Raw genomic sequence first — 13,507 nt, 5'->3', positions numbered from 1 at the left:
CTCCGTTCCTTACTTGATCAGCCGGCCGGCGAGGTACGAGGTCACCTGATCCAGGCTGACGCGTTCCTGGGCCATGGAGTCCCGCTCGCGAATCGTCACCGCCTGGTCATCCAGCGTGTCGAAGTCGACCGTGATGCAGAACGGCGTACCGATCTCGTCCTGGCGACGGTAGCGGCGACCGATCGCGCCCGAGGTGTCGTAATCCACGTTCCAGTGCTTGCGCAGCTCCGCGGCGAGCTTCTCGGCGGTCGGGGTCAGGGTCTCCTTCTTGGACAGCGGCAAGACCGCGGCCTTGACGGGAGCCAGCCGCGGATCCAGTTTGAGGACCGTGCGGGTGTCGACGCCGCCCTTGGTGTTGGGGGCCTCGTCTTCGGTGTAGGCGTCGACCAGGAAGGCCATCATGGAACGGGTCAGGCCGAAGGACGGCTCGATGACGTACGGAACGTACCGCTCGCCGGTGCCCTGGTCGAAGTATTCGAGCCGGGTATTCGAGTTCTCGTTGTGCACGCCAAGGTCGTAGTCCGTCCGGTTGGCAACGCCCATGAGTTCTCCCCATTCGCTGCCTTGGAAGCCGAACTTATATTCGATGTCGATGGTTCCGGCGGAGTAGTGGGCCCGGTCGTCCTCGGGCACGTCGAACCGGCGCATGTTGTCCGGGTTGATGCCCAGGTCGACGAACCAGTTCCAGCAATCCTCGACCCACTGGTCGTAGTACTTGGGGGCGTCGTCCGGATGCGTGAAGAACTCGATCTCCATCTGCTCGAACTCGCGCGTGCGGAAAATGAAGTTTCCGGGGGTGATCTCGTTGCGGAAGGCCTTACCGATCTGGCCGATGCCGAAGGGCGGGCGCTTGCGGGAAGCGGTCACCACGTTATTGAAGTTCACGAAAATTCCCTGCGCGGTTTCCGGGCGCAGGTAATTGAGCCCCTCCTCGTTGTCCACGGCGCCGAGGTAGGTCTTCATGAGACCCGAGAACTGCTGCGGCTCGGTCCAGTTGCCGGGCTGGCCGGTTTCGGGATCGTTGATATCCGCCAGGCCGTTGGCCGGCGGATGCCCGTGCTTGGCCTCGTAGGCCTCGAGCAGGTGATCGGCGCGGTACCGACGGTGCGTGTGGAGGGACTCCACGAGCGGATCGGTGAACGTCTCGACGTGTCCCGAGGCCTCCCAGACGGCCCGCGGCAAGATGATCGAGGAGTCCAGGCCCACCATGTCCTCGCGGGAGCGGACGAAATTCTGCCACCACAGTTGACGGATATTTTCCTTCAGCTCGGCGCCCAAGGGGCCGTAATCCCACGCGGAGCGAGAACCGCCGTAGATCTCACCGGCCTGAAAAACGAAACCGCGGCGCTTGGCCAACGTGATGACGTTATCCAGCGTGGACTTTGGTGCCATAAGTATTGCTCACTCCGTAAGTCGTCGCGCGCGACCAAGCTCCGGCGCGCACAGGGATCGATTCTCTCGGGCCCAGCCTACCGGTTCGGTCTCGGCCTCGCCCATCCGAGACTCTCGCTCCCGTGCGCCCGGAACACCCCGCCCACGTCAGCGGATAGGCTGTCACCATGATGACTCGAGGAGAATCCGTGGAAGAGATCGACATCCGGGACGACATGATCCGCCTGGGCCAGCTGCTGAAGCTGGCCAATCTCGTGGGAGACGGCCTGGAGGCCCGCGAGGTCATCGCCGAAGGCCTCGTGACGGTCAACGACGAGCCCGAAACCCAACGCGGCAAGCAGGTCCACCCGGGCGACGTCGTGCGCTTGGGCGACGCCGCCGTCCGCGTGACCCGCTCCGCCTCCTAGATCCCGGTAGCCCCGCGGCCGAGGCGTTCGGCGAGGATCACTGATCCATCGTCAGAACCATGCGGAAGCGCGCGTCGCCGGCCATCATCTTGTCGTAGGCGGCCTGGGCCTGGTCCAGCGGCATCGTCTCGATCCGGGGACTGACCTCCGAGTGGGCGCTGAAATTCATGGTGTCCTCCGAATCCTGCGCCGTGCCGGAGGCGTGACCCTTGACCGTGAGGGCCGACGGGATCAGCGCGAACGGCGGGATCTGCATCGGCTCGGGGCTCGCCCCGACCACGACCAGCTCGCCGCGCGGGGCGATTCCTCCGAGAACGGAGGTCATGGCCGACGGCGCCGTCACGGTCGCCAACACCACGGATGCCCCGCCGAGCTCACGCAGTTTGGCCGAGGGGTCCTCCGCGGTCGAGTCGATGTAGTGGTCGGCGCCCAGTTCCAGGGAGAGGTCCTTCTTCTCGGTGCCTCGAGCGATCGCGACCGTCACGAAGCCCATTTTCGCGGCGTACTGAACCGCCAGGTGGCCCAGGCCGCCGACGCCCAGGATCGCGACGACGTCGCCCGGGCGGGCGGCGGAGTTCCGCAACGCGTTGAACGTGGTCACGCCCGCGCACAGCAACGGCGCGGCGTCGACGTCTTGAAGTTCATCGGGGATCGCGGCCAGCGCTTCCTGGGGCACGACCGTGTACTCGGCGTATCCGCCGTCGTAAGCGATGCCGGGAACCTGACCGTTGGAGCAGGTCACGAAGTCCCCGCGGCGGCAGGAGTCGCAGGTGAAATCGCAGCCGCCGAACCAGCCGACGCCGACGCGCTGCCCGGGGGACCACGCCGTGACGCCCTCCCCCAGTGCGTCGATCTCGCCGGCGATCTCGTGGCCGGGCGAGCGCGGGAACTCGTTGCCCATGGCACCGGCCACCGTGAACGCATCCGAGTGGCATACGCCGCAGGCCGCGACCTTGATGCGCACCTGGCCGGGGCCCGGCTCCGGAATCGGGACCTCGACCACCTCGAAGGCGGCGTTGGCTTCAGGGACTCGGACCATCGTCATGTGTGTCATGTGCGCCACCCTACGCGCGCCGGGCGATCAAGGAAACGGACCCGGGCCCCGTTCGCGCCCCGCATAGTCTCCCGGACGCGGCTACCGCAGGACGTAGGTCAGGAACTCGGAGACGTGCTTCATTTCTTGATTGCTCACGCCGTGGCCCATCCCCGCGTAGAGAACCTTGGTCACGTCCGTGTGGTCCCGGGCCCAATCCAGCGTGTAGGCCACCATGTCCCCCGTGATCACCGGGTCTTCCTGGTCCCTGCCGTAGAAGAAGGGCAGCCGCGGAGAGCGAGCGGCCAGGGCCGCGTCGTCGAGGAAAGGGTCCGTGGAGTCGATGGCGAACCCGGACAGCCCCACCAGGGCGCTCACGAGGTCCGGCTTGTGTCGTGCCACGGAGGTCGCGATCGACATGCCCTGTGAGAAGCCGAGCAACGTCACGTCGGCATACTCCGCGCCGTTCTCCTCGATCCACGCCGTCACGGCGCGGGTCGCGGTCTTGGCGCCCTCGACCGCCGGGACGATATCGCCGCCGGGCGCGCCGCTGAGGTCGTACCAGCTGTATCCCGGGCCGCCACCGGGCATCGGGTCCGGCGCGCGCATCGAGGCGTAGGTAAATCCGTCCTCGGGGAGGGCCGGGACGAGGCCCATGAGGTCCTTCTCCTGCGATCCGTAACCGTGAAGCATGAGCACCAGGTGCGTTCCGGGACGTTCCTGGGGCGGGCGGGAGTAGTCGACGAGGGGTTCTTGAGTCATGGACCCAGTCTATGCGGAGGGCCCGCCGCTACTGGTCGGCCGGCGACCAGCTGTCCCTGAGGTACTTGCTGATCTGCGAGGTCTCGATGAGAAAGCCGTCGTGGCCGCTCGGCGAGCTGACGAGGCGCACCGGAACCGGATGCGGCAGGGACTCCGCGAGCATCTCGGATTCCTTGGGGTAGAACAAGCGGTCCGAGTCCACGGCCACGATGGTCCAGTCGCACGTGGTGCGGGCCAGGGCGTCCTTCAGGGTGCCCCTGCCGCGGGCGACGTCGTGGCTCATGAGCGCGTCGTTGACCACGAGGTAGGAATTCGCGTCGAACCGTCCGGCGAGCTTCGAGGCCTGGTGGTCCAGGTAGCTTTCGACGCGGTATCGTCCCCGCCGGTTCACGCAGGGACCGGAGGGGTCCTCGTCGTCCTGCGGGAAGCGGCCGAAGCGGTAGTGCAGCTCGGTGGCGGAGCGATACGTGATGTGGGCGATCCGGCGCGCCAGGCCGAGACCGTCCACGGGGAAGGAACCGGAGTAGTAATCCCCTCCGGCGAAGTGAGGATCCTGGCGAATCGCCAGGCTCTGGGCCTGCCCCCAGGAGAGCTGCTCGGCCGTCGACTCGGGCCCGCAGGCCACCACGGCGCAGTGCGCGACCCGCTCGGGGCACGTCACCGCCCATTCCAGGGCCCGTGCCCCGCCCATGGAACCCCCGATGACCAGGGCGAAGCGGTCGATCCCCAAGGCATCGGCGAGAACGGCCTCGGCGCGCACGGCGTCCCGGATCGTCACGAGTGGAAAGCGGGACCCCCACGGGGCCCTGTCCGGATCCTGAGAGGCGGGCGCGGGCGAGGCCGGGCCCGTGGACCCGTAACAACCGCCGATGATGTTGGGGCAGACGACGAAGTAGCGGTCCGTATCGATCGCGGCCCCGGGCCCGATCAGGCCCTCCCACCAGCCTTCTTCTTCCGCCGCCCGGCGCTCGAGCTCGGAGGCGTGGGCCTCGGCGTGGCCGTGGGCCGCGTGCGTGTCTCCCGTGAGGGCGTGCAGGACAAGCACGGCGTTGCTGGCATCCTCGTTCAGGATGCCCCACGTTTCATAGGCCAATTCGGCGTCGGGAAGCACCGTCCCGACCTCCAGCCGGAGGTCCCCGACGCGGAGTCGGTGAACGACGCCGTCGCCTTGCGTCTCGGCTCGGTCGGTTCTGGTCCCTGCGATCGTCACTGTTCTTCCAGGCTCCTTAGCTCCTCGCGGTGGTCTCGGCCGTTTGCCCGGCTCCGGCATGGTCGTCGGCCAAGGCATCGAATCCCGAGGCGAGGTCCGCCAGGATGTCGTCGATGTGTTCCAACCCGACCGAGAGACGCACAAACCCCGGTGCGACCCCCGCCTCGCGCAGCTCCTGCTCGGAGAGTTGCGAGTGCGTCGTGGACGCCGGGTGGATCACGAGCGAGCGCACGTCGCCGATGTTGGCGACGTTGGAGTGCAGGCTCAGGGCGTCGACGAACCGTTGCGCGGGCCCGGACCCTCCCTCAAGTTCGAAGCCGACGATCGCCCCGACGCCCTGCGGCGCGTATTTGCGGCCCCGTTGGTACCACGGCGACGACTCGAGCCCGGCGTAGTGAACCGCGATCACCTCGGGCCGGGCCTCGAGCCAGGCCGCGACCTGGCGCGCGTTGGCCACGTGACGCTCGACGCGCAGGGACAGGGTTTCCAGCCCGATCGCGATGTTGAACGCGTTGGTGGGCGAGATCGACGATCCCAGATCGCGCAGCAGGCTGACGCGGGCGCGCAGGATATAGGACAGGTTGACGCCGAAGACGCCGTTCGGCCCGAGGTCCTCGGCGAAGACCAGACCGTGATAGCTGGGATCCGGCTGGTTGAACTGCGGATAGCGCTCGGGGTACCGGGAGAAGTCGAAGGAGCCCGAGTCCACGATCACGCCGCCGAGGCTCGTGCCGTGTCCACCCAGGTACTTCGTGGCGGAATGCACCACGATGTCGGCGCCCCACTCGAAGGGACGCACCAGGTACGGCGTCGGAACCGTGTTATCGACGATCAGCGGAACCTGGCTCTCGTGGGCCACGCGGGCGATCGGCTCGATGTCCAGGACGTCGCTGCGAGGGTTCGGCACCGATTCGCCGTAGAAGGCCTTGGTATTGGGGCGGACCGCGGCGCGCCACGCCTCGGGGTCGTCGAAGTCCTCGACGAAGGTCGTCTCGATCCCGTAGGTGCCGAGAGTGTGCTTGAGGAGGTTATAGGTTCCCCCGTAAAGGCTCGGGCTGGCCACGACGTGGTCCCCGGCCTGTGCCACGTTGAGAATCGCGATCGTCGTGGCCGCCTGGCCCGAGGCCACGAGCAGGGCACCGACCCCACCTTCCAGCGCCGCGATGCGGTTTTCGACGGCTTCCTGGGTCGGATTGGTCAGACGGGAATAGATCGGCCCGAGTTCCTTGAGGCCAAAGCGGTTGGCGGCCTGTTCGGCATCCTGAAAAACGAACGACGTCGTCTGGTAAATCGGCAACGCCCTGGCGCCGGTGGCCGCATCCGGCTCTTGACCGGCGTGGATCTGCTGGGTCTCGAATTTCCAGCCGTCGGGGCTGCTCGGCGTGGGAAGGTTCGGGGACTTCGTGCTCATGTTCTGCTCCTGGTATTTCAAGGGCATGGAGCGTCCGGCCGTCCGCGTAAGTCCGGGTCGACCCGGCATCATCCGATGCACCGGGGAATGCGAGGCTCACTGCTCATCAACGGCCGGGCACACCGCGCCCGCGCTTGTGGCCGCATACTCACGACCACCAGGTCCTCACCCAGGGCACCCCACCGCGGTTGGAGGGTTGCCGGCCAGCAAGCTGGGGCTTATCGCTGGCTCTCTTGACCTGACTCAAGTTTTCTCGGCTGCCCGCCCGTCGGTCAAGCATGTGTCGGATGCTAAGCACACGTGACACGTCGTGACTTTTATGACGACTATCCGCGCCGTTGCGTAATCTGTCCTGTGTCACGTTCAAGACTTCCGGTGGAGAGTTCCTGTCCACCGGCGCAAAGGAATACCGTGCAGGACAGCAGTTTTACCCCTCAGCACCAGGCCACGACGGCGCCCGACGCCGCGCCCACGCGTGAGGGCTCGCTCCGCCGCGGGCTGACCCTGCGGCACATTCGTTTCATCGCCCTCGGCTCGGCCATCGGCACGGGGCTCTTTCTCGGTTCCGCCGACGCGATCCAATTTGCCGGGCCGTCCGTGCTCCTCGCGTACGTCATCGGCGGCGCGGCGGTCTTCATGGTGATGCGCGCGATGGGCGAGATGGCCATGGTCCACCCGGTGCCCGGTTCGTTTTCGGACTACGCGACGCAATACCTCGGCCGCTGGGCGGGATTCGTCACGGGCTGGAGTTTTGCCTTCGAGATGGCGCTGGTCGCCGTCGCGGACGTCACCGCGTTCTCCCTCTACATGCGATTTTGGTTTCCGGGGTCCCCGAGTTGGGTGTGGATCGTCGCGGTCGTGGCCATCATCATGGGCATCAACCTGATGAAGGTCAAGGTCTACGGCGAGGTCGAATTCTGGCTGACCATCGTCAAGGTGGGGGCGATCATCGCGATGATCGTCGGGGGCATCGCGCTGATGCTGTTCGGAATTTCCCTGCACGATGAGGTTCAGCCGTCGGTCACGAACCTGTGGGAACAGGGCGGGTTCTTCCCCCACGGCTTCACCGGGTTCCTCGCGTGCTTCACCGTGGTGATGTTCGCCTTCGGCGGCGTCGAGACGATCGGCATCACCGCGGGCGAGGCCGAAAACCCCGAAAAGTCGATCCCGGGCGCCGTCAATACCGTTCCCGTCCGCATTCTGCTGTTCTACGTCCTGACCATGGGCGTCATCATGTCCCTGTATCCCTGGAGCAACATCGGCGACGGCGGCTCCCCGTTCGTCCAGATCTTCTCGGGGCTCGGCATCCCCGCGGCGGCTCACATCCTGAACGTCGTGGTGTTGACCGCCGCGGTCTCGGCCATCAACTCCGACATCTACGGCGCCGGGCGCATGCTCTACGGCCTGGCCCAGCGCGGGCTCGCGCCGCGATCCTTCACGCGCGTTTCCTCCCGAGGCACCCCGACCATGACCGTCGTCGCGATGGGCCTGGTCCTCGTCGTCGGCCTCGTGGTCAATCTCCTGTTCGAAAACGCGTTCCTCTACATCGCCACGCTCGTGACCTTTGCGACCGTGCTGGTGTGGGTCATGATCCTCGTGACCCACCTGGCCATGAGGCGACGCCGCAGGCTCGACGGGGAAGGCCCCTCCCCCTTCCCGACCCCGTGGTGGCCGGTTGCCTCGTGGGCCGCGCTCGCGTTCATGGTGTTCGTGGTCGTGCTCCTCGGGTTCTTCGAAGACACCCGCATGTCTCTGATCATCGGGGCCGCGTGGCTGATCCTGCTGGCGATCCTCTACCCGTTGACGCGCCGGACCCGGGCTGCCTCCGAATCCGCCGAGGGCTAAGGTACCGGGCCCACCGGGGTGACGGTCCTTAGAATTGGTTCATGACTTCAGCCGATCCCAGCACCCCATCAGGACCCCGGTGGAATCCGGCGGCCGTGCCGCCCGAAACGCCGCGCGTTCCCACCACGCGCACGATGCACGGCCACGAGTTCCGCGACGACTTCGAGTGGCTGCGTGACAAGGACGGTCCGTCCGTCCGCGACTATCTGACCGCCGAAAACGCGTATGCCGAGAGCCTCACCGAGGGCCTGAGCGACCTGCGCTCGGCCATCGTGCGGGAAATCAAGGATCGCACCCAGGAAACCGATCTCTCGGTGCCGAATCGCCTGGGCGACTGGTGGTATTTCCAGCGCACCCGCGAGGCCCAGAACTATCCCGTCTTCTGCCGCGTCCCGGCCGCAAGCACCGGGGACCTCGGCGTGGACTGGACTCCGCCGGAGGTCCCGGTGGATTCCGCGCTGGCGGGCGAGGAAGTCCTCTTGGATTGCAATGAGCTGGCCGCGGATCTTCCGTTCTTCTCGCTCGGCGCCTTCCAGGTCACCCGGGACGGGCGCTACCTGACCTACTCGGTGGACGATTCCGGCGACGAACGCTTCGACCAATACGTCAAGGACCTGGCCTCCGAGCGCATGCTCCCCGACGTGCTGAAGGGGGTCTTCGCGGGAGGATTTCTGACCCCCGACGGCTCGCACCTGATCTACTCCGTCGTCGACGAGTCCTGGCGGCCCTATGAGGTGCGCGCCCACCGGCTGGGCGGCGAGACCACGGCCGATCAGGTCCTGTGGAACGAGCCCGACGTCGCCCTGTGGCTCGGCGCCGAAGTCTCTTCCGACGAGCGCTATCTCATCATGGACGCCGGATGCTCCGAATATAACGAGACCAGGATCCTGCCGCTCGCCGACCTCGACCGCGCGGATTCCGGGGCTCCGCGGGCACGCGTCGTCATCCCCCGAGCCGATCGGGTTCTCTACGAGGCCGATCCCGTGGACCTTCTCGGAACCCCGTACCTCATGATCAACCACGACGCGCAGGCCCCCAACGGTGAGCTGATCCTCGTGGATGTTCAGGCGGCCCTGGATGCGGCGTCCGTCGCCGAACTGCGCCGGGCCGCGACCGTGGTGCTGCCGGCGTCATCGCAGCGGCGCATCAACGGCTTCATGGTCAACCGGACGCACCTAGCGCTGTCCCTGCGCCAAGACGGCCTGGAGAAGGTCGGCATCGTGGCGCTGGCCGACGTCGCCGCGACGGTTCGCGGCACGCCCCTGCCCGAGCCCTACGAACCGTTCGCGGACGAGGAGCTCTACACGGCCAAGATCTCCTCGATGTCACCGCATTCCCCGGTGATCGGCCTCGGCTATATCTCGTATGTGACCCCGTGGCGACGCTTCGACTACTTCCCGGTCAGCGGCGACCTGACCCTCCGACGACAGACACCCGTGCTCGGCGGTTTTCGCTCCGAGGACTACGTCGCCCGCCGGGAATGGGCGGTCGCGCCGGACGGCACCCGAATTCCCGTGTCGGTCCTGCACCGGGCCGATCTGGACATGACCGTTCCCCACCCGATTCTCCAGTACGGGTACGGCTCCTACGAGGCCAGCTCGAACCCCGGATTTTCGATCGCCCGCCTGAGCCTGCTCGACCGCGGGGTCGTCTACGTGGTCGCGCACATCCGCGGCGGCGGGGAACTCGGCCGGGATTGGTACCTCCAGGGCAAGAAGCTGCGGAAGGAAAATACGTTCACGGACTTCATCGCCGTCACGGATTACCTGTCCGAGCAGCCCTGGGCCGACCACCGACGCATCGTGGCGGAGGGCGGCTCCGCGGGAGGCCTTCTCGTGGGGGCCGTGGTGAACATGGCCCCCGAGAAGTACGCCGGTGTCCTGGCGGTCGTCCCCTTCGTCGATCCCGTCACGAGCATCTCGGATCCCGATCTTCCGCTCTCGGCGCTCGAGTGGGAAGAGTGGGGCAACCCGATCGAGGACCCAGAGGTGTACCGGTACATGACCGGGTATTCCCCGTACGAGAACGTCCGGGCCGTTGACTACCCGCCGATCGCCGCCGTGACCAGCCTCAACGACACCCGCGTGCTGTACGTCGAACCCGCGAAGTGGGTTCCCCAGCTACGCTCCCTGACCACCGGAGACGCCCCGGTGATGTTGCGGATCGAGATGGACGGCGGCCACGGCGGCGGATCGGGCCGCTATCGCCGCTGGGAGGACGCGGCCTGGGAGTTCTCCTTCGTCCTCAACTGCCTCGGAATTCACGCCTGAGGCCACGGGGATACGGCAAGGGCCCGGCACCGCGATGCGGTGCCGGGCCCTTGTTCTCGATGCGAGGTTTAGCCCTCGACGCCGAGCTTCTCCAGAATCAGTTCGCGCACGCGGCCGGCGTCGGCCTGACCGCGCGTGGCCTTCATGACCTGGCCGACCACGGCGCCGGCCGCCTGGACCTTGCCGCCGCGGATCTTCTCCGCGACGTCGGGCATCGCGGCCAGGGCCTCGTCGACCGCGGTCGACAGCGCGCCTTCGTCCGAGACGACGGCCAGCCCACGCTTCTCGACGACCTCCGAGGGCGAGCCCTCACCGTCGAGCACGTGCTCGAGCACCTGGCGGGCGATCTTGTCGTTGATCTTGCCCTCCTGGATGAGCCCGTCCAGCTCCACGACGATCGCTGGCGTGGCGCCCACTTCCCCGGGTTCGACCTCGCGGGCCTTGGCCAGCCGGGAGATCTCTCCCATCCACCATTTGCGAGCCACCGGAGCGCTCGCGCCGGCCGCGATGGTTTCCTCGATCTCGCTCATGACCCCGGCGTTGACGACGTCGCGGAACTCCTCATCCGAGTAGCCCCACTCCGCCTGGAGCCGGTGCCGGCGCTCGGCGGGAGGCTCGGGCAGCTCGGAGCGCAGTCGCTCGATCCATTCCTCGTTGGTCACCACGGGAACCAGGTCGGGCTCCGGGAAGTAGCGGTAGTCGTCGGCGTCCGACTTTGGGCGTCCCGAGGTGGTCACGCGGGTGTCTTCGTGCCAGTGACGGGTCTCCTGCACGATCTCCCGGCCGGAGTCCAAGACCGCGGCGTGGCGGCAGATTTCGTACCGGACGGCCCTCTCGACCGAGCGCATCGAGTTCACGTTCTTGGTCTCGGTTCGGGTGCCCAACGTGTCGGAGCCCTTGGGCATCAGCGAGACGTTGGCATCGCACCGGACATTTCCCCGTTCCATGCGGGCGTCCGAGATGCCGAGGTTCTTGACGATTTCGCGGATCGCGGCGACGTAGGCCTTGGCGAGCTCGGGTGCCCGCTCCCCCGCGCCACGGATGGGACGGGTGACGATCTCGATCAGCGGCACCCCCGAACGGTTGTAATCCACGAGGGAATACTCCGCGCCCTGGATGCGGCCGGCGCCGCCCTTGTGGCTGAGCTTGCCGGCGTCTTCCTCCATGTGGGCGCGCTCGATGTCGATCGTGAACGTCGTGCCGTCCTCGAGCTGAACCTCGATCGAGCCGTTCTCGGCGATCGGTTCGTCAAACTGGGAGGTCTGGAAGTTTTTGGGCGTGTCCGGGTAGAAGTAATTCTTCCGGGCGAAGTGGCTGACCGGCGCGATATCGCAGCCCAGCGCGAGGCCGAGCTTGATGGCCGATTCCACCGCCTGCCCGTTGACCTTGGGCAACACCCCCGGCAGACCCAGCGAGACCGGACTGACGTTGGTGTTCGGGACGTCGCCGAAGGCGTTGGGCGCCGCGTCGAACATTTTGGTCTTGGTGTTCAGCTCGACGTGGACCTCGAAGCCCAGCACGGGATCGTACTTGGCGATCGCCTCGTCAAAGGACACAATCTGATCCGTCATTTACTTGGCACTTCCTTCGGTCCGGGCGGCGATGAGTGACTCGGTGTCGGGCAGACGGCTCAGCAACGGGCCGCCCCACTTCTGCGTCAGGGCCGCCTCGAGTCCGGCGCCCACGCGATACAGGCGGGCATCGTGCTTGGCCGGGGCCATGAACTGGATTCCCACCGGCAGTCCGTCCTCGTCGGCGAGTCCTCCGGGCAACGAGATGGACGGAATGCCCGCCAGGTTGACCGGAATCGTCGCGATGTCGTTGAGGTACATTTCCAGCGGATCGTCCGTCTTGGCGCCGAGCTTGAAGGCGGTGGTCGGAGAGGTCGGCGAGACCAGCACGTCGACCTGTTCGAAGGCCCGAGTGAAGTCCCGCTGGATCAAGGTGCGCACCCTCTGGGCCGAGCCGTAGTAGGCATCGTAGTAGCCGGCCGACAGCGCGTAGGTGCCCAAGATGATGCGCCGCTTGGCCTCCGGGCCGAAGCCCGCGGCTCGCGTCGCGGACATGACCCGTTCGATCGTCACGGGCCCCTCCTCGGGAAGCTCGCGAAGACCGAAACGGACGCCGTCGTACTTGGCCAGGTTGGAGGAGACCTCCGAGGCCATGATGAGGTAGTACGCGCCGAGGGCATGCTTAAGGTTCGGCGTGGAGACCTCGACGACCTCGGCACCGGCCTCGCGCAGCAATTCCACGGATTCCTCGAAGCGCTTGGTCACACCGGCCTGGAAGCCCTCGCCGGTGAGTTCCTTGACCACGCCGACCTTGAGGCCCTTGAGCCCGCCCTCGGCCGCGCCCTGGTCGGCGGCCTCGGTGTAGGCGCCGACCGGCTCGTCGATCGAGGTCGAGTCCATGGGGTCGTATCCGCCGATGATCTCGTGCAGGACGGCCGAGTCTCGGACCGAACGGCTCACGGGGCCCACCTGGTCGAGGGATGAGGCCATCGCGATGACGCCGTAACGCGACACCGAGCCGTAGGTCGGCTTGACCCCGACCGAGCCGGTCAGCGACGCGGGCTGACGAATCGATCCGCCGGTGTCCGTGCCGAGGGCGAGCGGCGCCTGGAAGGCCGTGACGGCCACGGCCGAGCCGCCGCCGGAACCGCCGGGGATGCGGTCGAGATCCCACGGGTTGCGGGTATTGCCGAAGGCCGAGTGCTCCGTGGAGGAACCCATGGCGAATTCGTCCAAATTGGTCTTGCCCAGGATCGGCAACCGCGCCTGGCGAATCTTCTGCACCACGGTGCCGTCGTACGGGCTCATCCACCCCTCGAGCATGCGCGATGCCGCGGTGGTGGGCTGGCCCTTGGTCACGATCAGGTCCTTGACGGCGATCGGAACGCCCGCCATCGGGGGCAGCTCCTTGCCGGCCGCGCGGTCGGCGTCGACCTGACGGGCCGTCTCGAGGGCTTCCTCCCCGCTGACGTGCAGGAAGGCGTTGAGGCCGGTCTTGCCCTGGGAACGGTCCTCGGAGGACACCGGTGTCCCCTCGGTCGCGGCGATCCGGTCCAGGTGGGCCTGGGTGAGCTCGACGGAGGTGATCTCCCCCGACGAAAGCTTCGCGGCGGCCTCGGTGGCCGTCAGGGTGATGAGGTCTTGGGTATTCACTGTTGCGTTCACG

At 67.0% G+C, this 13,507-nt stretch carries 10 protein-coding genes and 1 riboswitch; of the genes, 3 read left to right on the top strand and 7 right to left on the bottom strand.

Annotated features, from left to right (window positions below):
• Positions 1-9: 9 nt before the first annotated feature.
• A complete protein-coding gene (locus CURSPS6_RS10450; RefSeq protein WP_030016010.1) occupies positions 10-1,392 on the bottom strand; it encodes a glycine--tRNA ligase in 1,383 nt (460 codons plus the stop codon).
• Positions 1,393-1,559: 167 nt separating this feature from the next.
• On the opposite strand from CURSPS6_RS10450, the gene CURSPS6_RS10445 reads away from it, so the two are divergent.
• A complete protein-coding gene (locus CURSPS6_RS10445; protein ID WP_416371673.1) occupies positions 1,560-1,799 on the top strand; it encodes an RNA-binding S4 domain-containing protein in 240 nt (79 codons plus the stop codon).
• Between the two features lie 37 nt (positions 1,800-1,836).
• Here CURSPS6_RS10445 and CURSPS6_RS10440 read toward each other — a convergent pair whose 3' ends face one another.
• The 4 genes from CURSPS6_RS10440 to CURSPS6_RS10425 all read right to left on the bottom strand — a co-directional run bounded on the left by CURSPS6_RS10440 (position 1,837) and on the right by CURSPS6_RS10425 (position 6,215).
• The gene (locus CURSPS6_RS10440) at positions 1,837-2,853 is read right to left on the bottom strand and encodes an alcohol dehydrogenase (protein WP_030016008.1); all 1,017 of its coding nucleotides are present in this window, start codon (positions 2,851-2,853) and stop codon (positions 1,837-1,839) included.
• Between the two features lie 81 nt (positions 2,854-2,934).
• Complete coding sequence (locus tag CURSPS6_RS10435; RefSeq protein WP_030016007.1) at positions 2,935-3,594, bottom strand: alpha/beta hydrolase; 660 nt, start codon at positions 3,592-3,594, stop codon at positions 2,935-2,937.
• Positions 3,595-3,622: 28 nt separating this feature from the next.
• Positions 3,623-4,804 carry a homoserine O-acetyltransferase MetX gene (gene metX / locus CURSPS6_RS10430; RefSeq protein WP_051687916.1) on the bottom strand — a complete coding sequence of 394 codons (1,182 nt, stop codon included), beginning with the start codon at positions 4,802-4,804 and terminating at the stop codon, positions 3,623-3,625.
• A gap of 16 nt (positions 4,805-4,820) precedes the next feature.
• A complete protein-coding gene (locus CURSPS6_RS10425; protein WP_051687949.1) occupies positions 4,821-6,215 on the bottom strand; it encodes a bifunctional o-acetylhomoserine/o-acetylserine sulfhydrylase in 1,395 nt (464 codons plus the stop codon).
• 125 nt (positions 6,216-6,340) lie between these two features.
• Positions 6,341-6,454, bottom strand: a riboswitch (SAM riboswitch).
• A gap of 172 nt (positions 6,455-6,626) precedes the next feature.
• On the opposite strand from CURSPS6_RS10425, the gene CURSPS6_RS10420 reads away from it, so the two are divergent.
• Together CURSPS6_RS10420 and CURSPS6_RS10415 are read left to right on the top strand one after the other, a co-directional pair.
• Positions 6,627-8,060: an amino acid permease gene (locus CURSPS6_RS10420; protein WP_051687915.1), complete on the top strand. Its 1,434-nt coding sequence runs from the start codon at positions 6,627-6,629 to the stop codon at positions 8,058-8,060.
• A gap of 41 nt (positions 8,061-8,101) precedes the next feature.
• A complete protein-coding gene (locus CURSPS6_RS10415; RefSeq protein WP_035811068.1) occupies positions 8,102-10,330 on the top strand; it encodes a S9 family peptidase in 2,229 nt (742 codons plus the stop codon).
• A 68-nt stretch (positions 10,331-10,398) separates the two neighbouring features.
• On the opposite strand, the gene gatB is transcribed toward CURSPS6_RS10415, so the two are convergent.
• Together gatB and gatA are read right to left on the bottom strand one after the other, a co-directional pair.
• On the bottom strand, positions 10,399-11,901 hold the full coding sequence (gene gatB / locus CURSPS6_RS10410) for an Asp-tRNA(Asn)/Glu-tRNA(Gln) amidotransferase subunit GatB (protein WP_030016001.1): 1,503 nt from the start codon (positions 11,899-11,901) through the stop codon (positions 10,399-10,401).
• Entirely contained in the window at positions 11,902-13,506 is a 1,605-nt protein-coding gene (gene gatA / locus CURSPS6_RS10405; protein ID WP_030016000.1) for an Asp-tRNA(Asn)/Glu-tRNA(Gln) amidotransferase subunit GatA, read from the bottom strand. It abuts the gene before it with no gap.
• Position 13,507: the final 1 nt, after the last annotated feature.

This window comes from Curtobacterium sp. S6, from assembly GCF_000710345.2.
Lineage (GTDB): Bacteria > Actinomycetota > Actinomycetes > Actinomycetales > Micrococcaceae > Rothia.
The sequence above is the reverse complement of the archived record's forward strand: the minus strand, read 5'-3'. Positions and strand labels throughout refer to the sequence as shown.

Excerpts from the sequence above, each read along its gene's own strand:
- CURSPS6_RS10415 (WP_035811068.1), top strand. The coding sequence starts at position 8,102 with ATGACTTCAGCCGATCCCAGCACCCCATCAGGACCCCGGTGGAATCCG.
- CURSPS6_RS10440 (WP_030016008.1), bottom strand. The coding sequence starts at position 2,853 with ATGACACACATGACGATGGTCCGAGTCCCTGAAGCCAACGCCGCCTTC.
- gatB (WP_030016001.1), bottom strand. The coding sequence starts at position 11,901 with ATGACGGATCAGATTGTGTCCTTTGACGAGGCGATCGCCAAGTACGAT.
- CURSPS6_RS10435 (WP_030016007.1), bottom strand. The coding sequence starts at position 3,594 with ATGACTCAAGAACCCCTCGTCGACTACTCCCGCCCGCCCCAGGAACGT.
- CURSPS6_RS10425 (WP_051687949.1), bottom strand. The coding sequence starts at position 6,215 with ATGAGCACGAAGTCCCCGAACCTTCCCACGCCGAGCAGCCCCGACGGC.
- CURSPS6_RS10445 (WP_416371673.1), top strand. The coding sequence starts at position 1,560 with ATGATGACTCGAGGAGAATCCGTGGAAGAGATCGACATCCGGGACGAC.
- CURSPS6_RS10450 (WP_030016010.1), bottom strand. The coding sequence starts at position 1,392 with ATGGCACCAAAGTCCACGCTGGATAACGTCATCACGTTGGCCAAGCGC.